Source organism: Caulobacter sp. BE254 (assembly GCF_031457295.1).
Classification (GTDB): Bacteria; Pseudomonadota; Alphaproteobacteria; order Caulobacterales; family Caulobacteraceae; genus Caulobacter.
In genome coordinates this window covers 116,071-141,071 of sequence record NZ_JAVDWJ010000005.1, presented here as the reverse complement: position 1 = coordinate 141,071, position 25,001 = coordinate 116,071, and the positions used below count along the sequence as shown (strand labels likewise).

At 69.1% G+C, this 25,001-nt stretch carries 26 protein-coding genes; 15 read left to right on the top strand and 11 right to left on the bottom strand.

What is annotated here, in order from left to right; translation table 11 throughout:
• The first annotated feature begins 56 nt into the window (after positions 1-56).
• Positions 57-1,142 carry a helix-turn-helix domain-containing protein gene (locus tag J2X41_RS11410; protein WP_310081936.1) on the top strand — a complete coding sequence of 362 codons (1,086 nt, stop codon included), beginning with the start codon at positions 57-59 and terminating at the stop codon, positions 1,140-1,142.
• Positions 1,143-1,254: 112 nt separating this feature from the next.
• On the opposite strand, the gene J2X41_RS11405 is transcribed toward J2X41_RS11410, so the two are convergent.
• Positions 1,255-2,061: a hypothetical protein gene (locus tag J2X41_RS11405; protein WP_310081935.1), complete on the bottom strand. Its 807-nt coding sequence runs from the start codon at positions 2,059-2,061 to the stop codon at positions 1,255-1,257.
• A 136-nt stretch (positions 2,062-2,197) separates the two neighbouring features.
• Here J2X41_RS11405 and ispG point away from each other — a divergent pair, with 136 nt between their 5' ends.
• A complete protein-coding gene (gene ispG, locus J2X41_RS11400; protein WP_310081933.1) occupies positions 2,198-3,337 on the top strand; it encodes a flavodoxin-dependent (E)-4-hydroxy-3-methylbut-2-enyl-diphosphate synthase in 1,140 nt (379 codons plus the stop codon).
• An 87-nt stretch (positions 3,338-3,424) separates the two neighbouring features.
• Complete coding sequence (locus J2X41_RS11395) at positions 3,425-4,000, top strand: YajG family lipoprotein (protein ID WP_310081932.1); 576 nt, start codon at positions 3,425-3,427, stop codon at positions 3,998-4,000.
• An 81-nt stretch (positions 4,001-4,081) separates the two neighbouring features.
• Here J2X41_RS11395 and J2X41_RS11390 read toward each other — a convergent pair whose 3' ends face one another.
• From J2X41_RS11390 to J2X41_RS11380, 3 genes are all read right to left on the bottom strand, one after another.
• Positions 4,082-4,564, bottom strand: coding sequence for a hypothetical protein (locus tag J2X41_RS11390; protein WP_310081931.1), 483 nt, complete (start codon positions 4,562-4,564; stop codon positions 4,082-4,084).
• 121 nt (positions 4,565-4,685) lie between these two features.
• A complete protein-coding gene (locus tag J2X41_RS11385; RefSeq protein WP_310081930.1) occupies positions 4,686-5,072 on the bottom strand; it encodes an OsmC family protein in 387 nt (128 codons plus the stop codon).
• Between the two features lie 88 nt (positions 5,073-5,160).
• Positions 5,161-6,543, bottom strand: a complete 1,383-nt coding sequence (locus tag J2X41_RS11380; protein ID WP_310081929.1) for a PLP-dependent aminotransferase family protein — start codon at positions 6,541-6,543, stop codon at positions 5,161-5,163.
• 131 nt (positions 6,544-6,674) lie between these two features.
• Here J2X41_RS11380 and J2X41_RS11375 point away from each other — a divergent pair, with 131 nt between their 5' ends.
• From J2X41_RS11375 to J2X41_RS11365, 3 genes are all read left to right on the top strand, one after another.
• Positions 6,675-7,349, top strand: coding sequence for a LysE family translocator (locus tag J2X41_RS11375; protein WP_310081928.1), 675 nt, complete (start codon positions 6,675-6,677; stop codon positions 7,347-7,349).
• Between the two features lie 271 nt (positions 7,350-7,620).
• On the top strand, positions 7,621-8,400 hold the full coding sequence (locus tag J2X41_RS11370) for a hypothetical protein (RefSeq protein WP_310081927.1): 780 nt from the start codon (positions 7,621-7,623) through the stop codon (positions 8,398-8,400).
• Between the two features lie 117 nt (positions 8,401-8,517).
• The gene (locus J2X41_RS11365; RefSeq protein ID WP_310081926.1) at positions 8,518-9,003 is read left to right on the top strand and encodes a molybdopterin-dependent oxidoreductase; all 486 of its coding nucleotides are present in this window, start codon (positions 8,518-8,520) and stop codon (positions 9,001-9,003) included.
• Between the two features lie 153 nt (positions 9,004-9,156).
• Here J2X41_RS11365 and J2X41_RS11360 read toward each other — a convergent pair whose 3' ends face one another.
• Positions 9,157-9,669 carry a DUF1993 domain-containing protein gene (locus tag J2X41_RS11360; RefSeq protein ID WP_310081925.1) on the bottom strand — a complete coding sequence of 171 codons (513 nt, stop codon included), beginning with the start codon at positions 9,667-9,669 and terminating at the stop codon, positions 9,157-9,159.
• A 160-nt stretch (positions 9,670-9,829) separates the two neighbouring features.
• Between J2X41_RS11360 and prfA the strand changes: the two genes are divergently transcribed.
• From prfA to J2X41_RS11345, 3 genes are all read left to right on the top strand, one after another.
• Positions 9,830-10,900 (top strand): peptide chain release factor 1, encoded by a 1,071-nt coding sequence (gene prfA, locus J2X41_RS11355; protein WP_310081924.1) that lies wholly within the window; start codon positions 9,830-9,832, stop codon positions 10,898-10,900.
• Between the two features lie 309 nt (positions 10,901-11,209).
• A complete protein-coding gene (locus J2X41_RS11350) occupies positions 11,210-14,023 on the top strand; it encodes a TonB-dependent receptor (RefSeq protein ID WP_310081922.1) in 2,814 nt (937 codons plus the stop codon).
• A gap of 128 nt (positions 14,024-14,151) precedes the next feature.
• Positions 14,152-15,018 carry an alpha/beta hydrolase gene (locus J2X41_RS11345; RefSeq protein WP_310081921.1) on the top strand — a complete coding sequence of 289 codons (867 nt, stop codon included), beginning with the start codon at positions 14,152-14,154 and terminating at the stop codon, positions 15,016-15,018.
• A 152-nt stretch (positions 15,019-15,170) separates the two neighbouring features.
• Here J2X41_RS11345 and J2X41_RS11340 read toward each other — a convergent pair whose 3' ends face one another.
• Entirely contained in the window at positions 15,171-15,695 is a 525-nt protein-coding gene (locus J2X41_RS11340) for a GNAT family N-acetyltransferase (RefSeq protein ID WP_310081920.1), read from the bottom strand.
• A gap of 38 nt (positions 15,696-15,733) precedes the next feature.
• Complete coding sequence (locus tag J2X41_RS11335) at positions 15,734-16,999, bottom strand: YihY/virulence factor BrkB family protein (RefSeq protein ID WP_310081919.1); 1,266 nt, start codon at positions 16,997-16,999, stop codon at positions 15,734-15,736.
• 100 nt (positions 17,000-17,099) lie between these two features.
• Here J2X41_RS11335 and J2X41_RS11330 point away from each other — a divergent pair, with 100 nt between their 5' ends.
• Entirely contained in the window at positions 17,100-17,861 is a 762-nt protein-coding gene (locus tag J2X41_RS11330; protein ID WP_310081918.1) for an MOSC domain-containing protein, read from the top strand.
• Here the strand turns inward: J2X41_RS11330 and J2X41_RS11325 are convergent.
• Both J2X41_RS11325 and J2X41_RS11320 read right to left on the bottom strand, forming a co-directional pair.
• Positions 17,858-18,154, bottom strand: coding sequence for a type II toxin-antitoxin system RelE/ParE family toxin (locus J2X41_RS11325; protein WP_310081916.1), 297 nt, complete (start codon positions 18,152-18,154; stop codon positions 17,858-17,860). The genes J2X41_RS11330 and J2X41_RS11325 overlap by 4 nt on opposite strands.
• Entirely contained in the window at positions 18,151-18,402 is a 252-nt protein-coding gene (locus tag J2X41_RS11320) for a type II toxin-antitoxin system ParD family antitoxin (RefSeq protein ID WP_310081914.1), read from the bottom strand. The genes J2X41_RS11325 and J2X41_RS11320 overlap by 4 nt, the downstream gene beginning before the upstream one ends.
• 84 nt (positions 18,403-18,486) lie before the next feature.
• Between J2X41_RS11320 and prmC the strand changes: the two genes are divergently transcribed.
• On the top strand, positions 18,487-19,335 hold the full coding sequence (prmC, locus tag J2X41_RS11315; RefSeq protein WP_310081912.1) for a peptide chain release factor N(5)-glutamine methyltransferase: 849 nt from the start codon (positions 18,487-18,489) through the stop codon (positions 19,333-19,335).
• 295 nt (positions 19,336-19,630) lie between these two features.
• Entirely contained in the window at positions 19,631-20,752 is a 1,122-nt protein-coding gene (locus tag J2X41_RS11310; RefSeq protein ID WP_310081910.1) for a DUF4167 domain-containing protein, read from the top strand.
• Between the two features lie 99 nt (positions 20,753-20,851).
• On the opposite strand, the gene J2X41_RS11305 is transcribed toward J2X41_RS11310, so the two are convergent.
• The gene (locus tag J2X41_RS11305) at positions 20,852-21,352 is read right to left on the bottom strand and encodes a SecDF P1 head subdomain-containing protein (RefSeq protein WP_310081909.1); all 501 of its coding nucleotides are present in this window, start codon (positions 21,350-21,352) and stop codon (positions 20,852-20,854) included.
• Positions 21,352-21,909, bottom strand: a complete 558-nt coding sequence (locus J2X41_RS11300) for a hypothetical protein (protein WP_310081908.1) — start codon at positions 21,907-21,909, stop codon at positions 21,352-21,354. Before J2X41_RS11300 ends, J2X41_RS11305 begins: the two co-directional genes overlap by 1 nt.
• A gap of 176 nt (positions 21,910-22,085) precedes the next feature.
• Here J2X41_RS11300 and J2X41_RS11295 point away from each other — a divergent pair, with 176 nt between their 5' ends.
• The 3 genes from J2X41_RS11295 to J2X41_RS11285 all read left to right on the top strand — a co-directional run bounded on the left by J2X41_RS11295 (position 22,086) and on the right by J2X41_RS11285 (position 24,993).
• Positions 22,086-23,501, top strand: a complete 1,416-nt coding sequence (locus J2X41_RS11295; protein WP_310081907.1) for a M20/M25/M40 family metallo-hydrolase — start codon at positions 22,086-22,088, stop codon at positions 23,499-23,501.
• A gap of 90 nt (positions 23,502-23,591) precedes the next feature.
• Entirely contained in the window at positions 23,592-24,644 is a 1,053-nt protein-coding gene (locus J2X41_RS11290) for a PAS domain S-box protein (protein ID WP_310081906.1), read from the top strand.
• A gap of 16 nt (positions 24,645-24,660) precedes the next feature.
• Positions 24,661-24,993 (top strand): response regulator, encoded by a 333-nt coding sequence (locus J2X41_RS11285; RefSeq protein WP_310081904.1) that lies wholly within the window; start codon positions 24,661-24,663, stop codon positions 24,991-24,993.
• Positions 24,994-25,001 lie beyond the last annotated feature (8 nt).

Here is a 25,001-nt window from a genome sequence, read left to right as displayed (position 1 = left end):
TCGGGCTCGTCCTCCCGGTGGGGCGAACATCTCCGGCGACGCGAATTTGGGGTCTCATGGCAGCCATGCCGCTGGATACGGGCAGGGTTTCGCACTTGCAGCTGGTCGCCGACGGCGAGCCCGAGGACGCGCCGATGGCCGCCCATCCGCCCTCCGTCGATGACGGCCCCGACATCGGTTCGGCCTTGCGCGCCGCCCGCGAATTTCGTGGTCTGTCGCTGCAGGACGTGGCCGACGCCACTCGCATCCGCCAGGGCTATATCGAGGCGCTGGAAGGCCTGCGCCTGGACGAGCTGCCCTCGCGCCCGTTCACCATCGGCTATGTGAAGTCCTACGCCAAGGTGCTGGGCCTGGACGGCGACGCCGCCGTGGCCCGCTTCAAGCTGGACGCCCCTGAGGACAGCGAGCCGCTGCGCGCGCCGGTCGGCGTGCGCCACGAGCGTGATCCGCGCCTGGGACTGATCCTGGCGCTGGGCGTGCTGGTCGTGGCCGCCATCGTGCTGTGGAACGTCGCCCAGCGGGCCATCGCCAAGGACACGCCGCCGGCCCTGGTGGCCCCGGCCCAGGCGACCTCCGTCGTCGCCGCGCCGGGCGCCGTTCCGGTCGACCCCAACGCCGCGCCGGGTTCGGTGTCGCTGGGCGCGCCCCTGCCGGCCCCGGTCGAGTCGACCACGCCCGAGCCCTACAAGACCCCCGGCCTCGACGACGCCGCCGCCAACGGCGGTTCGGCCGACGCGGTCAGCGCCGCCTCCAAGGCCCGCGCGGCCGAAACGGCCAAGAGCGGCGTAGACGTCAGCCAGGTGCTCAATGTCGGCGCGCCGTTCCGGGCCAAGGGTGCGGTCTATGGCGCGGCCCAGGCCGAGGCCTCGGGCCTGGTCCTGCAGGCGCGCAAGCCCGCCTCGCTGACCGTGCACGACGCGGCCGGCGCGATCTACTTCACCCGCTGGATGGCGGCCGGCGAGGCGTTCCGCGCCCCGCGCAACGGCGGCCTGATCGCCGAGGTCTCCGACCCGGCGGCCTTCGAGGTCTACAACGGCGGCGCCCTGACCAGCCGCATGCCCGGCCCGACGGCGTCGCTGGGCAAGCTGACGGTCGCGCCAGCGGCTCCGGTCGCGGCTCAACCGTCGAAGCCGCAGGGTTGACAACGGTCGGGGACATGCCCTTGGGCGTGACCCCATTCGCGTCCAAGGTTCTTCACGGCTCGCGCGCTGCCTGCTGACGAGGACACGCCCGAGGGCATGTCCCCGGTCAATTCTAGCTCCGTCGCCCACCCGATTTCGCGAACAGCAGGTCCGACCAGTTCCATCGGCTCGATCCCAGGGCCAGGCGCGGCGCGCCGGGGCCGTCGCTGAGCGAGATCAGCACCAAGCCCCGCATCGGATCGTCGCGGCAGGCCTTGGGGGCGAAGGCCACCTCCAGCATGATCAGCTCGCGCACGCCGGCCAGGCCCTTGCCCTCCTGGCCCGGGCTCTGCACCCAGTCGCCGTTCCAGACCAGCACCGCCTTGCCCCGGGCCGCCGCCTCGGGGTGGACCTGGGCCAAGGCGGCGCGCACCCGCGGGTTCTTGCGCAGGGCGTCCTGCAGCAGCCGGACCATGTCGCAGCCGCCGCCGCCCGGGCCGTTCCCGGCGCCGCCGGCCCCCGATCCGCTGCCGGCGGTGGCCGCGCCGATCAGGTCGGCCTCGCCCAACTCGGCCACCACCTGGGGAACGGGGGCGGGCTTGGCGGGCAGCGGCTCGACCTGGGGCGGCGGGACCAGGCGCGGCGGGCGGACGGGCAGCCTGGGCGGCGAGACCTTGGCCGGCGCGGGATCGCCGGCCGGTTCGGGCGCCAGCTTCGGCGGCTCGGGCGGCGGAGGCGGCGGCGGTTCGTAGAGGGCGACGGAGATCGGCTCGGGTTCGGGCGCCATCGGCGGCTGGACCCGCACCGCCAGCAGGGCCAGCAGCAGGGCGCCGTGGGCCGCGACGCTGAACAGGCCGGCGACCAGGCCGTCCGCCTTCGCCCGCCGGCGGGGACGCGGCGTCGGGACCAGGGGGTCGTAGGCCTGCGGTCGCCCGCTCATCGAAACTCCGCTTTTTCGGCGCATTGGGGCGTCTGTGGGACCGTCCAGAGACCACCCGCCCGCGTCAGGATCGTGGCGCCCGCGACATTTCCGTGATCCCCTTGGGTTCCGCCGCCAAACGCCCTAGATTGGCGGCATGGCCGCAGACCACACCCACCTCCGCCCCTGGCGCTCGATCGAGCGCCGGCAATCGCGCAAGATCCGCGTCGGCAATGTCGAGGTCGGCGGCGACGCGCCGATCTCGGTCCAGTCGATGACCAACACCCTGACCAGCGACGCGGCCGCGACGCTGGAGCAGATCCGCCAACTGGAGGAGGCCGGCGCCGACATCGTCCGCGTCAGCTGCCCCGACACCGACTCGACGGCGGCCTTCAAGACCATCGCCCGCGAGAGCAAGGTGCCGCTCGTGGCCGACATCCACTTCCACTACAAGCGCGGCATCGAGGCGGCCCAGGCCGGCGCAGCCTGCCTGCGGATCAATCCGGGGAATATCGGCAGCCCCGACCGGGTGCGCGACGTGATCCAGGCGGCCCGCGACCACGGCTGCTCGATGCGGATCGGCGTCAACGCCGGCTCGCTGGAGCGGGAACTGCTGGAAAAGTACGGCGAGCCGTGCCCCGACGCCATGGTCGAGAGCGCGCTCAACCACGCCCGCATCCTGCAGGACCACGACTTCCACGAGTTCAAGATCAGCGTGAAGGCGTCGGACCCGTTCATGACGGTGGCGGCCTATTACCAGCTGGCCGAGCGCATCGACTGCCCGCTGCACCTGGGCGTCACCGAGGCCGGGGCCCTGCGCACCGGAACGGTCAAGTCGTCGATCGGCATCGGCTCGATGCTGTGGGCCGGCATCGGCGACACCATCCGGGTGTCGCTGGCCGCCGATCCGGTCGAGGAGATCAAGGTCGGCTTCGATATCCTCAAGTCGCTGGGCCTGCGCCACCGCGGCGTCAACATCATCGCCTGCCCGTCCTGCGCTCGCCAGGGCTTCAACGTCATCAAGACGGTGGAGGCCCTGGAAGAGCGCCTGGCTCATATTTCTCAGCCCATGTCGCTGTCGATCATCGGCTGCGTGGTCAACGGCCCCGGCGAGGCGCTGATGACCGACCTGGGCTTCACCGGCGGCGGGGCCGGTTCGGGCATGGTCTACATGGCCGGCAAGCCCGACCACAAGCAGTCCAACGACGGCATGATCGACCACATCGTCGAGCTGGTCGAACAGCGCGCGGCCCAGCTGAAGGCGGCGGCCGAGGCGGATGCGATCGCGGCGGAATAGGCTTCACCGCAAGCTTGACTTTAGGTGGCATGATCGGAAATGTCCCAACCACGGCGATCATCGCCGTCGTGTTTTGGGGGCTTTCAAATGAGAATTCTGGCTATCGTCGCCTTGGCCGCGGCCGTGACGGCTTGCGCCACGACCGAGGAGACGGTTCCCGTCGGCTACGTTCCGGCGCCGGCCAGCGCCCAGCCGGGCGCCGAGGCGATCCAGGTCACCGTCACCGCCGTCGACGCCCGCACCACCAACCGCGCCCGCATCTCCACCAAGATGAACGGTTACGGCATGGAGATGGCCCCCATCCGCTCGAAGGAGGAGGTTGCCGATATCGTCCGTGACGCCCTGAGCGCCGAGTTCAAGCAGCGCGGCTACAAGCTGGCGGCGGGCGGTCCCAAGGTCGAAGCCAAGGTCGCGACCTTCTACAGCCAGTACGGCGTCGGCATCCTGGCGGGCAAGGCGGTCGCCACGGCCGATCTGACCGTGACAGTGACCTCACCGTCGGGCGCCGAGGTCTATAAGCGGGTGCTGAACGGCAAGTCCGAGAAGTCGGTGCAGATCTTCAACGGCAAGAACGCGGCCGCGGCGCTGAGCGCGGCCCTGGCCGACGACTTCAAGACCTTGTTCGCCGACGAGGCCTTCACCAAGGCGCTGGCGGCGCAATAGCGCGGGTAGAACGCAAAAGGGGCGCGGCGGGCTTTCGCCTCCGCGCCCTTTCCTTGTCGGTCGCCGCCTAAGGCGCGTCTCTTAGCGGGCGATGAAGGCGCGCTTGCAGATTTCAGCGCCGAAGCCCGATGACATCTGGCCCTCGGCGTCGGCCATGGCCGCCGCGGCGATCAGGCCGCCGCCGCCGGTCGAGCGGTCGATCTCATAATCGGCCACCACCTTGTCGGTGGCCGGATCGATCAGCTGGGCCACGCCCTTGATCTTGTTGGACGAGCCCACCAGGATCGTCATACCGGCGTTGGCCTTCTTGAAATCGGTGATGTTGACCTTCAGCAGCAGGGGCTGGGCGCCCTTGGCGCAGGTCGCCAGCTTTTCGGAGACGTTCTTCTTGAACGTGGTCTCGAACTGCGGACCGGCGCCGGCGGGCGTGTTGACCGTGATATCCTTGACGAAGGCGTTCTTCGAGATGTCCGAGGAGATCTGGGCGATGGTGTCGCCGCCCGAATTGGTGACGCAGCCGGCGGTCGCCGCGGCCATGGCGGTGACGAGGAAAATGCGACGCATAACAGCTCCAACGAGATAGACCGGCTGAAACTGCTTCAGCCCCCGGGACGGACCATAGCAAAGCTTAAGGTTGCGACGGAAGCGCTGATTGCACCTGAGGCAAACTCAACGTGCGCGAGGGCTAGCCGAGCGACGTCTGGATCGGCACGCCGCCCTTGATGGCCAGGGTCACCGGCGTGCGCTCGGCCACGTCGGCCAGCCGGGCCAACTGCGCCTCGTCCAGCGGCCCCGCCGGGACCAGCACGCGCTCGATCCGGGGCGGGGTCTCGCCACCGTGGTAATGCAGCCGCACCTCCAGGGCCTCCAGCGGCCATTGCTTGTGCTCGGCGTACATCTTCAAGGTCATGGCCGTGCAGGCGCCCAGGGCCGAGAGCAGCAGGTCGAACGGCGCGGGCCCGACATCGGCGCCGCCATTGCGCTCGGGCTCGTCGGCCGTCAGGGCGTGGCGGCCGGTGGTGATGGTGGTGGCGTAGTGGGCATCGCTGATGCGGGCGGTGGCGGTCGCCATGGCGGCTCCTCGTGGTTCTTGAAGCGAATCCTGCGGCGATGGTGTCAGGCGCCCTCGCGCCGGCGGCTAGAACAAATCGGCGGAAACCTCAGATCACCGCCCGCGACCGCTCGTCCGCGCCCGTCAACGCCGCGGCGACCACCCGCAGGCCCCGCTCCAGTTCGGCCCGATCCCGCGTCGCGCCCAGGCAGAGGCGCACGCCGCTCTCCAGGCCCGGCTCGACGATCGGCGCGGCGGGCGGGGTGACCTCGACGCCGCCGCGCAGGGCCCGGCCGGCCAAGCGCTCGGCGGCCAGTTCGTCCATCGGCAGCCAGACGTGCGGGCTGAAGGCCGAGGCCGGCGGCTCTATGGCCGCGCCGAGGATCGTGCGGGCCAGAGCCAGGCGCTGGCCCATCTCGTCGCGGATCTCGCCGGCGATCAGGTCGGCCGCGCCGTCCTCGATCCACTGGCTGGCGATCAGGGCGCCGAAGTTGGGCGGGGCGTAGAACTGGGCGCGCACGGCGTGGACGACGCGCTCGAACAGGTCGCCGAGCGGGGCCAGCAGGAAGCCGACCCTCAGGCCGGGCGACAGCGACTTGGAGACGCCGGAGACGTGGATCGTCCGCTCGGGCGCCAGTTCGACCAGGGCGGGCAGGGGATCGCCGCCGAAGATCGAATAGATGCCGTCTTCGATGATCCACAGGTCGCGCCGACGCGCCACCGCCACGATATCCGCCCGGCGCGCGGCGCCCATGATCCGGCCGGTGGGGTTTTGCAGGGTGGGCAGCAGGAACACCGCCTTGGCGCCGTTCGCCGCCGCGCGGTCCAGGGCCTCGGGCAGCAGGCCTTCCCCGTCCATGGCCACGCCCGTCAACCGATAGCCGGCATGGCTGGCCAGCACCCGGGCGCCGGGGAAGGTAGCGGCCTCGCACAGCACCTCGTCGCCGGGCCGGCACAGGGCGGCCAGGGCCAGGCTCAGGGCCTGCTGGGCCCCGGCGCAGCAGATCACCTGCCGCCAGTCGGCGCGCTCGACGCCGGCCGTGCGCGACAGCCAGGTCGCGAAGGCCCGGCGGTGCGCGTCCAGTCCTGTCGAGGGGGCGTAGGCCAGATTGTCGAGCAGGTCGGGCCGGCGCTGCAACCGGGCCAGGGTCTGGACGATCCGCGCGCCGGCGGCCCCGACCGGGGCGATGTTCTGGGAGAGATTGATCGGCCCGGGATCCTCGGTCGCCAGGCCCGGACCCTGGCCGAGCGAGCTGCGCACGAAGCTGCCGCGCCCGACATGGGCCTGCACCAACCCGGCCTTCTCGGCCTCGACATAGGCCCGGGTGACCGTGCCCAGGCCCAGGCCCAGGCGGTGGGCCAGGTCGCGCTGCGGCGGCAGGCGGGCGCCGTCGCTGAGGACCCCCGAGGCGATGTCCTGCCGCAGGGCGTCCAGCAGGCGCTCGTACAGGGGCGCCTGGCCCGGAGGCAGGGTCGGGGTCCAGCCGGCCATCGGCGATCTCCAAAATTGTCACTGATGCAATATACGCTTTGACTCAAGATGCAATCGGCAAGATGACCATGACATTCCGCTCCGGTTCCCGCCGTCGCCCCGGGGACCGGCGTTTTCGAGGAGTGTCCGCCATGACCGCCCAGCTGCTGCTCGCCTTCGTCCTGTTCGCCTTCGCCACCGCCGGCACGCCCGGCCCCAACAACATGATGCTGCTGGCCTCGGGGGCGAATTTCGGCTTCCGCCGCACGGTGCTGCATATCCTGGGGATCAGCGTCGGCCTGGGTGTGATGGTCGCGGCCATGGGCCTGGGCCTGGGCGGCGTCTTCAAGGCCTGGCCGGTGCTGCACGAGGTGCTGCGCTGGGTCGGCGGCGGCTACATGCTGTGGCTGGCCTGGAAGATCGCGACGACCAGGACCGTCGCGGACAAGGGGGCCGGCGCCCGGCCGATGACCTTCCTGCAGGCCGCCGCCTTCCAGTGGGTCAATCCCAAGGCCTGGGCCATGGCCCTGACCGCCGCCACCACCTACACCCCCGAGGGCTCGACGATCGGGGTGTTCTTCGTGGCCGGGACCTTCATGCTGGTCGGCGCGCCGTGCAGCGCCGCCTGGGCGGGCTTTGGCCAGGGCATGCGGCGGTTCCTGGACCGGCCGCCGGTGCTGCGGGCCTTCAACCTGACCATGGCGGCCCTGCTGGTCGTCTCGCTCTACCCGCTGGTGGTCGAGACCCGGCCGGCCGGGGCCTCGCGGGAAGCGCCGCGCCTGCTGGCCGACCTGCCGCCGACGCCGCGCTGGTCGTCGCGGGGGTAGGGCAGCGCCAATGAGCGCCTAACACTTGGAGAGCTGTCAGCGGCTTGTAATCCGTTGTCATCCCGGAAGCCTCGCAGAGGCTGTCCGGGACCCAGGGGACTGGGTAGGAGCGGTGCGGCTCACCTGGATCCCGGCTCTCCGCTTCGCTGCGGCCGGGATGACAACCCTGGGGGGCTTCAATTGGTCCGGACCCCAGGCGCATTACCGAACCTTAAGTGGCCCGGCGCCGTCGGTTGGGGTCTGGTGGGGCTGCCGAAATCCGGAGCCCTCCATGTCCCTCGCCGTCCGTTCCGTCCTGCTCGCCGGGCTTCTCCTGGCGGGAAGCGCCGTCGCCGCCGCAGCCGCGGCCGCCGTCACCCCCGTGCCGGTCGGCCAGCCGCTGGCCCGCTTCGCCAACCTCAAGCCCGGCGCGCACCGCTACCTGCGCTTCAGGCAGGTCGGCGACACCATCCGCGTCGCCGACGTCTGGACCCGGGAGGTCCGCTTCGAGGACCAGGACGGCCAGCGCCGCCTGCACATCGTCCAGCACTGGGACGGGGTCGGCGCCACGCCGTCCGACCGCCAGCTGGACAGCTGGTTCGAGGTCGGCACCTTCAGGCCCCTGACCCATGTCCGCCGTTCGGAGAAGGACGGCGTGGCCAAGGTCGAGGGCTACGCCTTCCAGCCCGACCGGATCGTTGGCCTGAAGGACCTCCCGGACAACGCGGCCAAGGACTATGACGTCGCCTCGCCCCAGCCGAGCTTCAACTTCGAGACCGACATGGAGTTCCTCCAGGCCCTGCCGCTGGCCAAGGGCTACGAGGCCAGCATCGTCTTCCACCATCCGGGCGGCGGCCCGCCGGCGGCCTATCTGTTCAAGGTGGCGGGGTCGGAGGTGCTGGACCTGCCGGGCGGCGGCAAGGTCGACTGTTGGCTGGTGACTGCCGACTACAACCACCCCGAGGCGCCGGTGACCCGCTTCTGGTTCGCCAAGAGCGGGCAGGTGATGATCAAGCAGATCTCGCCCCTGCCGGACGGGTCGGGGGTGATGGGCAAGACCCTGCTGTACTGAGGTTTGCGTGTGTCCGGACGGGGACAGGCGCACGCGCCTGTCCCCGATCCACAGCGCGGGGCTTGCTTGAAAGCGCGCGTCGGCCCCAGATCGGGTCTCCACACGAGGTCTCTGCTCATGCGTCCGCTGCTTCTCGCCGCCCTGATCGCCCCAATGGCCGTTTGGGCCGCGACGCCTGCCCTGGCCCAGGACCTGAAGGTCACGGTCCAGGGGCGCGACTCCGTCACCCTGACACCGGCCGACCTGAAGGCCTTGCCGCGCGCCAAGGCGACGTTCACGGCCCACGGCAAACAGATCACCTACGAAGGCGCGCTGCTGAACGCCGCCCTCAAGCAGGCCGGGGTCGTGTCGGGCGACCGGCTGATGGGGCGCTACCTGAACCAGGTGGTGATGGCCAAGGGTTCGGACGGCTTCACCGCGACCTATTCCCTGGGTGAGACCGACCCGATCTACCGGACCAATCCGGTGATCATCGCCGACCGCAAGGACGGCCAGCCGCTGGACGCCAAGGAAGGGCCCTACCGCCTGGTGGTCGACGGCGACCTGCGCCCGGGACGCTCCGTGCGGCAGGTGGTGTCGGTCGAGGTGAAGGCGGTTCCTTGAGGGAGGCGGAGCACCTGATCGTTGTCATCCCGGAAGCCTCGCAGAGGCTGTCCGGGACCCAGGGGACTGGACTGGCGCTTTGCGGTTCACCTGGGTCCCGGACAAGCGCTGCGCGCTTTCCGGGATGACAACACCGAGGGACTTGGTTGCGACCTATCCGCCCACCGGCCCCAGGTAATCCAGCTTTCCGATCTGCACGCCCTTGTGGCGCAGGATGTCGTAGGCGGTGACCACGTGGAAGAAGAAGTTCGGCAGGGCGAAGCCGAACAGGTAGTCCTCGCCGGTGAAGGTCAGGGCGCCGCCCGGCAGCTTCAGTTCCACGGTCCGGTCCTCGCTGCCCTCGAAGGCCGCGGCGTCGACGCTCTGGATATAGGCCAGGGTGTCGGCCACGCGCTTGTGGAGCTGGGCGAAGCTGGTCTCCTCGTCGGGCATGGCGGGCGCCTCGACGCCGGTCAGCCGGGACACCGCGCCCTTGGAGGCGTCGGAGGCGCGCTGCACCTGGCCGGCCAGCGGCAGCATGTCGTCGGTCAGGCGGGCGGCGACCAGGGTGTCGGGATCCAGGCCCTGGGCCTTGGCGTGGGCCTCGCCCTTCTCGAGCAGGGTGGCCAGCACCTTGAGGGCGCGGACGAAGACGGGGACCGAGGCGCGGTGCATCGACAGGGGCATGGCAGGCTCCGAAAGGCGGGCGCGGCGCGGGGGATGTTTCGCCGCCCCCGGCAGATAGGGGCGCAAGGCGCAGCTTTACAGGTCCGCCCGCCAAGGGGTGACGCGAGGCGCTCGGAGCGGTAGAGAGACCGCCCGTTCCTCCACAGCGTGACGTTCCCCCTTGCGACTGCCCCAGGCCCGCCTCGACCAAGTTCTCGACCGCTTCCGCGAAGTCGAAGCCCGAATGGGCGCGGCGACGGACGGCGCCGAGATCGTCAAGCTCTCCAAGGAGCACGCCGAGCTGCGCCCGGTGGCCGAGGCCGTCGAGGCCCTGGCCAAGCTGAGCGCCGAGCGCGCCGACCTCGAGGAGATGGCCGGCGACCCGGAGATGGCGGCCATGGTCGCCGACGAGATCCGGGCCCTGGACGAGAAGCTGCCGGTCATGGAGCGCGAGCTGGCCCTGATGCTGGCCCCGCGCGACAAGGACGAGAACGCTTCGGCCATCCTCGAAGTCCGGGCCGGCACGGGCGGCGACGAGGCGGCCCTGTTCGCCGGCGACCTGTTCCGCATGTACCAGCGCTACGCCCAGCTGCAGGGCTGGAAGGTCGAGGTCGACAGCGTCTCCGAGGGCGAGATGGGCGGCTACAAGGAAATCATCGCCTCGGTCACCGGCGACGGCGTGTTCGGCCGCTGGAAGTTCGAGAGCGGCGTGCACCGCGTCCAGCGCGTGCCGGCCACCGAGGCGCAGGGCCGCATCCACACCTCGGCCGCCACCGTCGCGGTGCTGCCCGAGGCCGAGGACGTCGAGATCGAGATCAACGACAGCGACCTGCGGATCGACACCTACCGCTCGTCCGGGGCCGGCGGCCAGCACGTCAACAAGACCGACTCGGCCGTGCGCATCACCCACCTGCCGACCGGCGTGGTGGTGACCAGCTCGGAAAAGAGCCAGCACCAGAACCGCGCCCGGGCGATGAAGAACCTGAAGGCGCGGCTCTACGACATGCAGCGCGAGGCGCTGGACACCGCCCGCTCGGACGCCCGCAAGAGCCAGGTCGGCAGCGGCGACCGCTCCGAACGCATCCGCACCTACAACTTCCCGCAGGGCCGGGTCACCGACCACCGCATCAACCTGACGGTCTACAACCTGCCCAAGGTGATGGAGGGCGACGCCCTGGACGACATCATCAAGCCGCTGATCGCCGAGGACCAGGCCGCGCGCCTCGCCAGCCTGGAAGAGGGCGGGTTCTAGCCGGACCGCCGTCCCGATCGGCGGTGGCCGGGCGTTCGCGCCGGTCCCGTTGACGCTTCACTTTCCACACTGAGTTCAAAGCCCAGCGCGACGGGCTTTGGGCGCGCGCGTGCACGCCCCGCGGCGGGCGATCGTTCGATCCGCCACGTTCATTTCGGCGAGGCAATACGCGCAATCTCTCGACACGAAACCAAAATCTCGGCTATCGTCCCGTTTAACGGGAACGCATCCCACAATATGAAATTCCGATCGTGACTGGAACCGTTCGGGCCGAACGTCACGCCACGGCAAAGAATCCGGGAAGAAACCATGATGAAGTCGATCAGAACGCGCCTTTGGCTCGGCGGCTCCAGCGCCGCCCTGACCGCCGCCCTGCTGTCAGTCCCGGCCGCCGCTCTGGCCCAGGCGACGCCGACCGCCCAGGCCCCCGCCGCGCCGGCTTCGGCCGATCAGGTCGAGGAGATCGTGGTCACCGGCATCCGCGCCTCGCTGCGCAGCGCCCAGGACGTCAAGCGCACCTCGCTGCAGGTGGTCGACTCCATCTCGGCCCAGGACATCGGCACGTTCCCCGACAAGAATCTGTCGGAGTCGCTGCAGCGAGTCACCGGCGTGCAGATCAGCCGTCAGGACGGTGAAGGCCGCGGCGTCAGCATCCGCGGCGCCGATCCCAGCCTCAACCGGGTCGAGATCAACGGCTCCTCGGCCCTGTCGCTGACCGTGGGCGGCACCGACCGCGCCGTCGACTTCCGAGACATCCCCGTCGAGTTCGTCTCGCGCCTGGAAGTGGTCAAGTCGCCGACCGCCGACATGACCGAAGGCGGTATCGGCGGCACCGTGCGGGTCATCACCCGTCGGCCGTTCGACAGTCGCAAGCCCTTCATCGCCGGCTCGGCCCAGGGCGTCTATTCCAACCTGGCGAAGGAATACGATCCCAAGTTCGCGCTGATCGGCAGCAAGCTGTTCCTCAACGACACCCTGGGCGTGCTGCTGTCGGGCACCTGGGAGAAGCGCCACCTCAACAGCAACACCGCCCGCACCACGGGCTGGGTGACCCGCGCCCCGACCGCCGCCGGCACGCCCGGCGCGACCCCGGGCCGCAGCTCCGACGTCAATGGCGACGGCGTGCTGGACTGGATCCCCGACATCCCCCGCCTGATGGTCGATCGTCGCGACACCGAGCGCAAGGCGTTCAGCGGCGTCGTCGAATGGCGGCCGACTGACCATTTCAAGATGTATCTGGACGGCACCTACGCCACCGCCACCGAACAGGTGAACAGCACCTATCTGCAGCTCAGCGGCACCTCGGGCCTGATCGACTACGCCAACAGCAAGGTCGGGGCCGACAACACCGTCAGCCACGTCGAGACCACCAGCAGCACCGCCTTCCCGATCGACCTGACCTATCGCAACATCCTCGGCGACCTGACCCGCACCCAGTACGCCACCGTGCTGGGCGGCGAGTGGAAGGGTGAGCAGTTCACAGTTGACGCCCGCCTCGACTACTCCAACGCCAAGGTCCAGAACAACGAGATCAACGCCACGGCCACCGTGTTCGGCGTGCCGCGGGCCATCGTCGATTACACCGGCGGCGGCGCCCCGAAGTTCTCGTTCCCCGGCCTCGACACCAATACCGGCCAGGGCGTCAACCGCCTCGACGCGGTGTTCAATCCGCGCACCAACAAGGCCGACGAGCTGGGCGCCCAGCTGAACGTGCAGTACCGGCCCGACATCTCGTGGCTGACCTCGCTGAAGGCCGGCGTCAACGGCCGCAAGTTCTCGACCGACCAGGTGCTGTACCAGCGCACCACCCGCCTGAACTGCCGCGGCGACGCCAGCAGCGCGGCGGTGGTGGCGGTGGCCACCTCCTGCGCCACCATTTCCGGCATCATCGACTCCACCTCGGTCGACAACAGCAGCGGCTTCTTCCGCACCGGCGACCTGGGCTATTCCGGCGGCGTGCAGTCGTGGAACGACAACACCCTGGCCACCTACAACGCCGCCCTGACGGCGGCGGGGCTGACCAACGACGTCCACGGGGTCAATCCCAACCGCGGCACCGCCCAGACCGCCGGCGGCGTTGGCAGCTTCCAGGCCTTCCTCGACACCTGGTCGGTCAAGGAAAAGACCAACAGCGCCTACGCCCAGGCCAATTTCGAGTTCGCCGACTTCATCGTGCCGGTGACCGGCACCCTGGGCGTGCGGGTGATCGACACCAAGACCACCTCGACCGGCTTCAACCGCGTCCAGACGGGCACGGCCACCGCGCCGATCGTCAACTTCGTCTCGGCCTCGCAGGACGGCGGCTACACCAAGACCCTGCCGTCGCTGAACCTGCGCTTCGAATTCATCCCCGACGTGCTGATCGGCCGGGCCACGGCCAGCAAGGTGATGGCGCGCGCCGCCCCCAGCCAGCTGGCCCTGCGCCGCTCCGTCAACGACACCAACTTCACCATTTCGCTGGGCAATCCCGACCTCAAGCCGTTCGAGGCCACCTCCTATGACGCCGGTCTGGAGTGGTACATCAACAAGGACAGCTTCCTGTCGGCGACCTATTTCCGCAAGGAGATCTCGTCCTTCGTCACCACCTCGGTGACCAAGGAAACGCTCAACAACGCCGAGTACACCGTAACCCAGCCGATCAACGGCACCGACGCGGTGACCATCAACGGCCTCGAACTGGGCGGCCAATACGCCTTCAGCTTCCTGCCGGCGCCGTTCAACGGCCTCGGCGTGCTGGCCAATTTCAGCTACCAGAAGGACCAGGGCTACAAGGGGGTCAATCTGATCACCCAGGAGATCCTGCCGTTCCCCGGCCTGTCGCGGAAGAGCTACAACGCCTCGGTCTATTACGAGAACGACAAGGTCAGCCTGCGCGCCTCCTATAACTGGCGCGACCACTGGCTGATCAATGCCGTCGGCCGCGACAACCTGCCTGAGTTCAACAAGGCCTTCGGCTCGCTGGACGCCTCGGCCAGCTACAACATCAGCGACAACTTCACGATCTTCGTCGAGGGCGTGAATCTCACCGACCAGGTTCGCGTCGAGTACAACGCCGCTGCCCGCCAGAGCGCCGTCGAGACCTACGGCTCGCGCTACTTCTTCGGCGTGCGGGCCAAGTTCTAGGCGACGGCGCGGCCTCGGATCGAGGCGCGCCTGGTGGAGCGACGTGGTCCCCCGGGGACGGGCCGCGTCGCTCAAACCGGCCCCTTTCGATGCGAAGGGGTCCTCTTCTGCAAACGCGTGGCTTGCTCATGACCCGAACGCCGTTTGGCGAGACCTTCCGTTTCAATGTCTGGGGCGACGAGGCCAGCGACGGCCTGGGCTTCACCCTGGCCGATCCGGCGGCGCCGCGCCTGGACCTGGAGATCGCGGCCGTCGAGCGGGCCCAGGTCCTGGCCTTCGCGCCGGAGGTTCCGAACGGCGGGGCGATGTTGGTCCTGGCCGGCGGCGGCTACACCCAGCTGATGGCCGGCAAGGAAGGGGTGGAGGTGGCCCTGTGGCTGAATGGTTTGGGCTACCACGCCTTCGTCCTGGTCCACCGCTTCCCCGACCCAGCTGGCGGCTCGCAGGCGCCGGTCGACGATGCGATCGAGGCCATGCGCCTGATCCGCGCCCGCGCGCCCGGCCTAGGCGTCGACGTCGATCGGGTGGGTGCCCTGGGGCTGTCGTCCGGCGGTCATCTGGCCGCCTGCCTGGCGACCGCCTATCCCGACGCCTGGACCGCGCCGGCCTCGGCGGCGCCGGAGCAGAGCGCGCGGCCGGACGCGCTGATCGTCGGCTACGGGCCGATCTCGACCAACGCCGCGGGACGGGCCGTGGTCGCCGACAAGCCGCCCCTGGAGCCGGCGCAGAAACAGGCATTGTACGAGGCCCTGCAGCCGGACGCGGGACTGATGGTCGATCCGCCGCCCGCTTTCATCGTCTACGCCGCCGACGATCCCGTCGTGCCGGTCGAGAACGGCCTGCGCCTGCAACGCGCCTGGCTGGATCGCGGCGGCCACGCCGAACTGCACGTCTTCGCCCACGCCCCGCACGGCTTCGCCCTGCGCACGCCGCAACTGCCAGTCGGCGCCTGGCCGACGCTGTGCGCCCGCTGGCTGGAGGCTGTGGGGGTTTAGGGTCTGTGGACAGCTGACGGTCTTGAGCCGAATTCCTCGTCCTTCGACAAGCTCAGGATGAGGAATTCTACTCAACCGCCCTACCAGTAGCCCTCATCCTGAGCCTGTCGAAGGACGAGGGCGGCGCCTCGGCGCCTAACGGTCCACAGACCCTAGAGCGTCTTTTCCAAGACCACGAACGACAGCTCACGCTGCGGCTTGCCGAACCGTTCGCCGACCGGGAACGGCTTGGTCTCGCCGGTCAGGACGTAGCCCCGGCGCTGGTACCAGGCGATCAGGGTGTCGCGCAGGTGGACGACGGTCATGCGCACCCGCTTGGCGCCGCGACCCTGGGCGTAGGCCTCGCCGTGGGCCAGCAGGGTCCGACCCAGCTGGCGGTCCTGCAGGTCGGGGCGGATGGTCAGCATGCCCAGGTACCAGGCGCCTGCGACCTCGCCGTCCGGCTCGATCCAGACGCAGCCCAGCAGCGGGCCGCCGTCCTCGTCGCGCAGGGTCAGCAACACCGCGTCGGGCGCGTCGGCCAGGTCCTGCCTTAGGCTCTCCAGGTCGATGCGCTGGCCGTCGATATAGCCGGCCTCGGTGGTCCACCCGGCCTGGGCGCCCTGGCCGCGATAGGCGGAATTGACCAGGGCCACGATGGCGGGGAAGTCGTTTTCGGCGGCGGGGGCGAAGATCATGCCGCACATTTAGGGGCGGGGACAGCCTTCGCCAAGGCTCAGCTGGACGGCGCGTCCGGCGGGCGCCTGGTCTTGCTCCAACCGGTGGCGTGACCCCAGTAGCGACCGGACACCCGCTTGACCGCGCCCGCCTCGCGCTGGAGGAACTCCCAGGGGTGGAAGGCCAGGCCCACCGTGTCGGCCATGGCCGCGCCGCGCTCGCCCATCGGCTTTTCCGGACCGGTGGTGGAGTCGATGGCGGTCTGGTGCTCGATCTCGGCGTTCAGCTCGGCCCCGACCAGCACGGTCATGATCGAGAACCACATCCAGACCATGAAGGCGATCACCGCCCCCAGCGGGCCGTAGGTGGCGTCGTAGTGGGCCACGCGGTTGACATAGACCGAAAACACCAGCGATCCGCCCAGCCAGGCCGCCGCCCCGAACACCGCGCCCCAGATCACCCAGCGCCAGCGGGGCCGGGCGCGGCAGGGGGCGAAGCGGTACAGCATGGCGAAGGCGAAGGCGGTCACGCCCAGCACGATCAGCCAGCGCAGCGGGATCCAGAACGCCGCCGCCGAGCTCAGCCCCACCCGTTCCAGCACCACCGGCGCGGCGATCAGCACGCCGGCCAGCACCACCGCGTACAGCAGGGCGCAGAAGGTGAAGGCGTAGGTCCAGGCCGTCTTGGTGACGAAATTGCGCTTCTCGTCCTCGTCATAGGCGATGTTCAGCCCGTCGAAGAGCGCCTTCATGCTGGCGTTGGCCGACCAGAGCGACAGCAGCAGGCTGAGCATGAAGGCCACGCCCAGCTTGGTCTGTTCCTGGCTGGCCAGGCGCAGCATCTGCTCGCCGATGATGTTGACGACGCTGGCGGGGAAGACGCTGGACATCTCCTGTAGCTGTTTCTCGACCGCCCCGACGTCGGCGAACAGGCCGTACAGCGAGACGAAGGCGCCGATGGCCGGGAAGATGGCCAGCAGGGTGTAGAAGGTCACGCCCCCGGCCACGGCGGGCAGGCGGTCGACGCTGATCTCGCGGAACGTGCGCCATAGGATGTCGCGCCAGCCCAGGACGGGAATGCGGTGCGGATGCCGGGCCGCCCGGCCGCGCATCGGCTCGGCCCGGTCAAAGTCATGGGGCGGCATGGCCCGGTCCTCGGACAGGCCGGGCGGATGGTCCAGCGGCGTCTCGTTCGGCGCGTGGCCGGAACGGGGCTTGGGCAGGACGAAGGGGACCAGGGCCAGCAGGGCGATCCAGGGCGCCAGATGATAGGGGCGCGAGGCGATCCACGACCGAATCGGGCGTCGCGGAACGGTGTCTGTCATGGGCTGGCCCTCCGCTGGGGGAACACGTCCGGCCCGGCTCCGTTCCGCGCGGTCAGGCTTCACCTTGCCAAGCTCCGAGTCATCGACGACCTTGCGCGTCATGCAAGCCCAGGTCGTCAGCCTCTATCGCCACCCCGTCAAGGGGTTCACGCCCGAACGCCTGGACCGGGCCGAGCTGGTCGCGGGCCGGTGCTTTCCCTACGACCGCCTCTACGCGGTCGAGGACGGGCCCAGCGGCTTCGATGCCGAAGCGCCCGCCCACATCCCGAAGATGAAGTTCACTGTGCTGGCCAAGATCCCGACCGTGGCCAAGGCGCGGACGGCCTATGACGAGACGACCGGGATTTTCAGCGCCAAGGCCGAAGGTCTGCCCGACTTCTCCGGCGACCTGCGCGGCGACGAAGGGCGGCGCGGGTTCGAGACCTGGCTGGCGACGTTGCTGGACGGCGAGATCAAGGGGCCCCTGCGGGTGATCGCCGGGCCGGGCGACTACAGGTTCATGGACAGCCGCAGCGGCTATGTCTCCGTCGTCAACCTGGCCAGCGTCCGCGACCTGGCCGACAGGCTGGGCCGGCCGGTCGATCCCCTGCGCTTCCGCGCCAACCTCTATGTCGAGGGCTGGCCGGCCTGGGTCGAGAACGACTGGACCGGACGAACGATAAGGGTGGGCGAGGCGAGGGCCGAGGTGCTCAAGCCGATCGTCCGCTGCGCCGCCACCCACGTCGACCCGGTCACAGCCGAGCGCGACATCGAGCTGGTGAAGGCCCTGTTCGATCACTACGGCCACATGTTCTGCGGCGTCTACCTGAAGGTGGAGGAGGGCGGGGCGGTGCGCGAGGGGGACGGGGTGGAGTTGGCTTAGTGCTCTGACAATGCGCGCGTGGCGTCCATGTTCTGATGCAGCACGCGGACGATCATGACCACGCCGTCTTGAAGGCGATAGAGGATCATGTGTGAGCCGACAGGTCGCCTTCTATAAGCCGGAAGGTCTTCGAGCACAGCTCCAATGGACGGGCGTTCCGCCACCAGTTCTATAGCGGTCCGTATATCGTGAAGATAGGTTGCGCCTCGCCTGGCGCCCCACTGGCCGCGCGAATAGTCCCAGATGTTGTCGATGTCACGACGGGCTTTGTGTGAAAGCCGGTAGGCCTTCACTCCGATACACCTTCGCTCTGGAGCTTTTCCGCGATGAAGGCGTCGAAATCGAAGTCCTCGATAAAGCCGCTTTCCTCGCCTTCGATCAATGCAGCGCGTAGAGCCGCCAATCGTGCTTCTCGCTCCTCCAGCAACCGCAGTCCTGCCCGTACGACTTCGCTGGCTGAGCCATAGCGGCCGTCGCTGATCTGGCCTTCAATGAAGGTCTGAAAATGGTCGCCTAGGCTGATAGAGGTGTTCTTGCTCATCGTATCCTCCGACTAGCAGAGTACCAAAAATTGGTACCCGTCTCAATATCGCCCTGTCGCTTCTGACGCGCTAAGGAGCCGCCCATGACCCTGACCCTCGTCAAAGCCTGGAACGCCGCCAAGGATCGTCTGAAGACCGTTCAGATCGACCAGCCGGCCATCGACGCCCGCCTGCTGCTGGAAGTGGCCGCCGACGTCACTCGCACCGACATCATCACCGATCCCTATCGGGTGCTGACCGAAGCCCAGATGGCGACGCTGGACGATTTCCTGAACCGCCGCGCCCGCCGCGAGCCGGTCAGCCACATCATCGGCCGCAAGGGGTTCTGGAAGATCCTGCTGCAGGTCAACAAGCACGTCCTGACCCCGCGCCCCGAGACCGAGGTGATCGTCGACGAGGTGCTCAAGGCCTTCCCCGAGCAGATGCCGTTCAACATGCTGGACCTGGGCGTCGGTTCGGGCACGATCCTGCTGGCGGTGCTGGCCGAGCGCCCGGCCGCCAAGGGGCTGGGCGTCGACGTCTCCGAAGAGGCCCTGGCCGTGGCCCGCGAGAACGCCGCCAACCTGGACCTCGCCGGCCGGACAGCCCTGCTGCGCGGCGACTGGACCAACGGCCTGGGCGACGACAGCTTCGACCTGGTGGTCTCCAACCCGCCCTACATCGCCACCCACGTCATCGAGACCCTGGAGCCGGAGGTCCGTGACCACGAGCCGCGCCTGGCCCTGGACGGCGGCCCCGACGGCCTGGACGCCTATCGCTTCCTGGCCGGCGAGATCCTGCGGGTGCTCAAGCCCGGCGCGATGTTCGCCGTCGAGATCGGCTACGACCAGTCGCAGGCAGTCGAGGACCTGTTCAGGCAGGCCGGCGCCCAGAACGTGCGGACCATCAAGGATCTGTCCGTCAACGACCGCGTTGTCACCGGTACGAAATAGAGGCGGAAGCCTCCGCTCGAAAAATCCCTTGGAAACCCTGGCGTGAGGCGGTAGACGAATAACGTCTCCTTCCAAAACGCCGGGTGACGGGAACAGCGGTCGTCTCGATGACCGTAAGACTCCCCCGGCAGGCGCGAACGGCCGAACAGGCTGATCGCCGCGCCCGAACCGGGCGGAGGCTCTACGGAAACCAGCGTCTCTAGAACATCGAAGGCAGACCCTAACCGGGTTCACCCCGCTCCAGAGGCCAAACACCGGACGCGCAGATCGCCGCCGGACAGGTTCAGAAGAGAAGATGAGAGATTTCAAGGGCATGAAGCGCCAGCGCGGCCGCAACAATCGCGGCGGCACGGGTAGCGGCGGCAAGCCTCAGCAGCACAACGCCAACCGGGCCTTCGATTCGAACGGCCCCGAAGGCGTCAAGGTGCGCGGCGCGGCCCAGAGCGTCTACGAGAAGTACCAGCAGCTGGCCCGCGACGCGACGTCGTCCGGCGACCGGGTCCTGGCCGAGAACTACCTGCAGCACGCCGAGCACTATTTCCGCGTCCTGCGCGCCATCCAGCCGAATCGGCCGGTCAGCGACATCATCGGCAAGGACGCCTATTCGGCCTACGAGATCGACTTCGAGGCCGAGCCCGAGGAACAGTCCGAAACCCCCGAGGCGACCCAGGCCGAGGCTCCGGCCGACGGCGGCGACGGCGAAGGCCAGGGCGGCGAACAGCGCCGCGACCGGTTCGAGAACCGTCCCCGCGACGATCGCGCCAGAGACGGGCAACGCGACGACCGTCCGCGTGACAACAACCAGAACCGCGACCGCTTCGAGGGCCAGCAAGGCCAGGGCCAGAGCCGCCGCGACCGCTGGCGCGACCGTGACGACCGTCCGCGTGATGGGCAGCGCGACGATCGTCCTCGTGACGATCGGCCCCGTGATGACCGTCCTCGCGAAGATCGCCCGCGGGACGACCGTCCGCGCGATGACCGGCCTCGTGAAGAGCGCGCGCCGCGGGAGGACCGCTTCCGCGATGACCGTCCGCGTGAGGACCGTCCCCGCGAGGAGCGGGTTCGAGAGGAGCGTCCCGCCGCTGTCGAAGCGACCGAGGCCGCGCCGAGCGAAGGCCGCCGCGAGCGTCCGCGCCGCGAACGGGCGCCGCGCGACCGCGATCCGATGGCCGTGATCGAGCCCCAGGCCACGCCGCTGACCAGCGAGGCTCCGGCCTCGCCGCTGCTGCGCGGCCAGGACGGCGACGTCAGCCACGCCCCGGCCTTCCTCGGCCGTAAGTCGACCCGGTCCGAGGCTCCGGCCGAAGCCGCGCCCGTCGCGCCCACCGCCGACGAGGGCGAGGCCCCGGCCAAGCCCAAGCGCCGCCGCGCCCCGCGCAGCTTCGAAAGCGCCACGCCGGGGTCGGAAGAGGCGTAACGTCTTCTGGTCGCCCGGCGCGCTGGGCGGCCGCCTCTTCGCTTTCAGCCGTCATCCCGGGCCTCGCGCCCGGGATTTCCGCGTGGACGCGATCCAGCGTTAATTGGCCGGTTCGGCGGGATGATCCGGCGCGCTTGAAGAGAGGGGCGCTTTGCTCTTCAGGCCCAGCCGTTCCCGGATCCGCTTGGCAAGATTCATAGTCTCCGGGGCCGTCATGCCGCCGGCGATCTGCAGGCTGGATCCCGTGATCGGCTCCGTCAGAAGGGGATCCGACAGCAGGACGCCGCCCAGGCAGATCGGCAGTCGATCGCCTACCCGCCCATCCTGCAGCGCCACGAAACGCGCCTGGCCCCGGTCGCTCAGGTCGATCTGGACCAGCGGCATGCCCAGGTCGCTGAACTGCGTCTCGACCTCCGTCACATCGCCCGGCCCGAAGGTTTCGCCGGCGATCGAAAAGGCGCCGCCGGCCGGGCAGCGCGTCTCGCCGGCTGCGGCGGCCTGATCCTTGTCCTGCGCAAGGGCCGGTACGTCGATCGCGCCAACCCCGAAGGCTGACAGCGTGATCAGCGCCGCGGACGCGACGAGCCTGACGACCACCATCAGGCGGGAGGCTGCAACTGGCCGTCGTACTCGCATCCGATCAGCGTCTTGCCCGGAAACGCCGGATTGGTCGTGATCTTCAGGGACGAGCGGTTCTTGAAGCGAAATCCCGTTTCGGCGTCCACCCGGGTCGAGTCATCGACCAGGCGTTCGCCCATGAAGCGTCCGGTCCCTGGAAGAACGTTGGTGACGCCCTGCTGCGCGCCGAGCGCGGTCGCGTCCGCAAGGTCGAGCACCGCCAGCATCGCGGAACCCTTGAAGGCCACGGTGCTGGTGGTCTGGCCGAACACGTTGAGCGGCTTGGGCAGGCGATAGGCCGAGAACAACGGGCTCGGGGGCGGCAGCCTGACCCAGCCGCGCGCCTTGGCGCCGCCCGGGCTGTCGTCATCGCTGAACGACATCGAAAACCCGACATAGTGGCCGCCGTCGATCTTGCAGGCCAGGATGTCGGCGATGTCGACCGTGGCCGCGTCGAACGGCGCGGTCTCCGCGGCGTGGGCGATTGCGACCGAGCACGACGCCAGTACAGCAAGCGCCGCCATAGACTTGATCCGCATGGTCCATCTCCTGTTCGGCGTTCGGCTTTGGGCCCCTGATAGCCGACAATCGGGCCTTGGCAACGCAAGGATCGCCATCGGCGGCGGTGCGGACCGATAGAGGTCCCGATCTACGTCGCCCATTGCGCTGGGCGGCGAACCCCGCCTAGCTTCCTTCCACACCTTAGGGGGCGACCATGCGCGGCAAGACTAAGAGCTTTCTCCTGACGGCGGCCGCCCTGTCGGCCCTGGCCGCGACGTCGGCCAAGGCCCAGGACTCGGGCGAGACGGCCTTCCGCGGCCTCTACAAGGAGCTGGTCGAGATCAACACCACAGCGTCCCAGGGCAGCTGCACGGCGGCGGCCCAGGCCATGGGCGCGCGGCTGAAGGCGGCGGGCTTTGCCGACAGCGACGTGCGCGTGGTGTTCCCCGACGAGCATCCCAAGGCCGGCGCCCTGCTGGCCACCCTGCATGGCAAGGACCCCAAGGCCGGCGCCATCCTGCTGCTGGCCCATATCGATGTGGTCGAGGCCAAGCGCGAGGACTGGGCGCGCGATCCGTTCAAGCTGGTCGAAGAGGACGGCTACTTCTACGCCCGGGGAGCCAGCGACGATAAAGCCATGGCGGCGATCTTCACCGACAGTCTGGTGCGCTACAGGCAGGAGGGCTTCAAGCCCAGGCGCGACCTCAAGCTGGCCCTGACCTGCGGCGAGGAGGGCGGCCAGTTCAACAGCGTGCCGTGGCTGCTGGAGAAGTATCCCGAGGCCATGAAGGCCGACTTCGCGCTGAACGAGGGCGACGACAGCCAGCTGGACGAAAAGGGCCAGCCCCGGCTGCTGGGCATCCAGGTCGGCGAGAAGGTCTACATGGACTACAATCTCGAAGTGACCAACGCCGGCGGCCACTCCTCGCGGCCGGTCAAGGACAACGCGATCTACCACCTGGCCAATGGCCTGGCGCGGCTGGGCGCCTACGACTTCCCGATCGCCCTGAACGACGCCACCAAGGGCTATTACGAGCAGAGCGCCAGGATCGAGCCCGACGCCGAAGTGGCCGCCGCCATGCGGGCCATGGTCAAGGACCCCAGCGACGCCGCGGCCGCCGCCATCCTGGCCCGCGACCCGGGCCGCAACAGCATGATGCGCACCACCTGCGTGGCCACCATGGTCGAGGCCGGCCACGCGCCCAACGCCCTGCCGCAGCGGGCCAAGGCCAACGTCAACTGCCGCATCCTGCCGGGCAACGATCCGAAGGTCATCCGCGACCAGCTGGAGCAGATCGTCGCCGACCCGGCCATCAAGATCACCCTGGCCGCCGACCCAGATCCGGTCAGCCCGCCGCCGCCGCTGACGCCCCGGATCATGGCCCCGGCCACCAAGGTCGCGAGCAAGATCTGGCCGGGCGTGCCGTTCATCCCCGCCATGCTGACCGGCGCTACCGACGGCCGCTTCACCAACGCCGCCGGCGTGCCGACCTACGGCCTGTCGGGCCTGATGGCCGGCGTCGACGGCGACCACATCCACGGCCTGAACGAGCGCATCCAGGTCAAGGCGCTGATGAACGGCCGCCAGTTCCTCTACGAGGTGGTCAAGCTGTACGCGGACGGGAAGTAGCGCGCCGGCGCCGCTCTCGCGCAAGACAAGTCTCTAGGTGGTTCGCAACTACAGGGTTAGGGTTGTGGTTCGCAGGGGGCGGACTCGATCATGACCGAACTCGAAGAAGGTCAACACCGCGCAAAAACCGTTTCCCAGCCTTCGGGAGAGGTCGAGGCGCGATATCGGGCCATTGTCGACACCGCGGTCGACGCCATCGTGGTGATCGATGAGGTCGGGCGGGTCGAGGCCTTCAATCCCGCCGCCGAGCGATTGTTCGGGCATGCGGCCGAGGAGGTGGTCGGGCGCAACATCCGCATCCTGATGCCCGAGCCCTACCACAAGGAGCACGACGGCTATCTGGACCGGTACCGCGAAACGGGCGAACGTAGGATCATCGGTATCGGCCGCGAGGTCTCGGGGTTGCGGCGCGACGGCTCGACCTTTCCGCTGGAGCTGTCGATCGCCGAATGGCGCGAGGACGGAAAGCGCTTCTTCACCGGGGTGATGCGCGACATCACCGAACGCAAGCGGGCCGAGGAGCTGCAGCGCCTGCTGGTCAACGAGCTGAACCACCGCGTCAAGAACACCCTGGCGACGGTGCAGTCGGTCGCGGGCCAGACGCTGCGCAACGCCAACGACCTGGACGGGGCGCGCGACTCGCTGACCACGCGGCTGTTGGCGTTAGCGCGGGCCCATGACATCCTGACCCTCGAGAGCTGGGAAGGCGCGGAGCTGCGCGATGTGGTCGCCTCGCTGACCGCCTCGCACGGCGATCCGGAGCGGTTCACGGTGGACGGTCCCGCGTTCCGTCTGGCGCCCAAGGTGGCCTTGTCGCTTTCCCTGGCCTTGCATGAGCTGATGACCAACGCCACCAAGTACGGCGCGTTGTCCAATCAGGCCGGACACGTGATCCTGAGTTGGGCGCGGGTCAACGAAGCCGATGTTGAAAGACTGGATCTGCGGTGGGAGGAAATCGATGGCCCCATGGTCGCCACGCCAAGCCGCCAGGGCTTTGGCAGTCGTCTCATCACCGGAGGACTGGCGCGGGAACTCGGCGGTGAGGTGCGGCTCGAATATCCGCCGACGGGAGTTGTCTGCACGATCAGTTCCGCCCTCGCCAAGCCCGGGCAGCCTACCCGCTTCATCCGAGGCGCCGTCTGAGTCGCTTCGGGTTCTGGTGGTCGAGGACGAACTGTTCGTCGCCATGCTGGTCGAGGACATGCTGGGCGACCTGGGCTGCACCATCGTCGGCCTGGCCTCGTCGGCGGCCGAGGCCGAGAGCGCCGCCCGCACGGCGGTCATCGATTTCGCGTTGCTGGACGTCAATCTCGACGGCGAGACCTCGTTCGCCGCCGCCGACATCCTGCGCGACCGCAAGATCCCGTTCGTCTTCATCACCGGTTATGGCGAACAGGGCGTGCGCGGCGATCTGCGCGATGCGCCCGTGCTCTCCAAGCCCATAGATCCGCGACATCTGGCCCGGGCGGTCGGCGCGATCGAGCGGGACTAAGGCCGCCG

Coding starts and splice junctions, on each gene's coding strand:
- J2X41_RS11320 (WP_310081914.1), bottom strand. CDS start 18,402: ATGAGCAAGAACACCTCTATCAGCCTAGGCGACCATTTTCAGACCTTC.
- J2X41_RS11310 (WP_310081910.1), top strand. CDS start 19,631: ATGAGAGATTTCAAGGGCATGAAGCGCCAGCGCGGCCGCAACAATCGC.
- J2X41_RS11410 (WP_310081936.1), top strand. CDS start 57: ATGGCAGCCATGCCGCTGGATACGGGCAGGGTTTCGCACTTGCAGCTG.
- J2X41_RS11290 (WP_310081906.1), top strand. CDS start 23,592: ATGACCGAACTCGAAGAAGGTCAACACCGCGCAAAAACCGTTTCCCAG.
- J2X41_RS11385 (WP_310081930.1), bottom strand. CDS start 5,072: ATGGCGACCGCCACCGCCCGCATCAGCGATGCCCACTACGCCACCACC.
- J2X41_RS11395 (WP_310081932.1), top strand. CDS start 3,425: ATGAGAATTCTGGCTATCGTCGCCTTGGCCGCGGCCGTGACGGCTTGC.
- J2X41_RS11390 (WP_310081931.1), bottom strand. CDS start 4,564: ATGCGTCGCATTTTCCTCGTCACCGCCATGGCCGCGGCGACCGCCGGC.
- J2X41_RS11300 (WP_310081908.1), bottom strand. CDS start 21,909: ATGCGGATCAAGTCTATGGCGGCGCTTGCTGTACTGGCGTCGTGCTCG.
- prmC (WP_310081912.1), top strand. CDS start 18,487: ATGACCCTGACCCTCGTCAAAGCCTGGAACGCCGCCAAGGATCGTCTG.
- ispG (WP_310081933.1), top strand. CDS start 2,198: ATGGCCGCAGACCACACCCACCTCCGCCCCTGGCGCTCGATCGAGCGC.
- J2X41_RS11370 (WP_310081927.1), top strand. CDS start 7,621: ATGTCCCTCGCCGTCCGTTCCGTCCTGCTCGCCGGGCTTCTCCTGGCG.
- J2X41_RS11335 (WP_310081919.1), bottom strand. CDS start 16,999: ATGACAGACACCGTTCCGCGACGCCCGATTCGGTCGTGGATCGCCTCG.
- J2X41_RS11360 (WP_310081925.1), bottom strand. CDS start 9,669: ATGCCCCTGTCGATGCACCGCGCCTCGGTCCCCGTCTTCGTCCGCGCC.
- J2X41_RS11375 (WP_310081928.1), top strand. CDS start 6,675: ATGACCGCCCAGCTGCTGCTCGCCTTCGTCCTGTTCGCCTTCGCCACC.
- J2X41_RS11330 (WP_310081918.1), top strand. CDS start 17,100: ATGCAAGCCCAGGTCGTCAGCCTCTATCGCCACCCCGTCAAGGGGTTC.
- J2X41_RS11345 (WP_310081921.1), top strand. CDS start 14,152: ATGACCCGAACGCCGTTTGGCGAGACCTTCCGTTTCAATGTCTGGGGC.
- J2X41_RS11295 (WP_310081907.1), top strand. CDS start 22,086: ATGCGCGGCAAGACTAAGAGCTTTCTCCTGACGGCGGCCGCCCTGTCG.
- J2X41_RS11350 (WP_310081922.1), top strand. CDS start 11,210: ATGATGAAGTCGATCAGAACGCGCCTTTGGCTCGGCGGCTCCAGCGCC.
- J2X41_RS11340 (WP_310081920.1), bottom strand. CDS start 15,695: ATGATCTTCGCCCCCGCCGCCGAAAACGACTTCCCCGCCATCGTGGCC.
- J2X41_RS11365 (WP_310081926.1), top strand. CDS start 8,518: ATGCGTCCGCTGCTTCTCGCCGCCCTGATCGCCCCAATGGCCGTTTGG.
- J2X41_RS11305 (WP_310081909.1), bottom strand. CDS start 21,352: ATGGTGGTCGTCAGGCTCGTCGCGTCCGCGGCGCTGATCACGCTGTCA.
- J2X41_RS11405 (WP_310081935.1), bottom strand. CDS start 2,061: ATGAGCGGGCGACCGCAGGCCTACGACCCCCTGGTCCCGACGCCGCGT.
- J2X41_RS11380 (WP_310081929.1), bottom strand. CDS start 6,543: ATGGCCGGCTGGACCCCGACCCTGCCTCCGGGCCAGGCGCCCCTGTAC.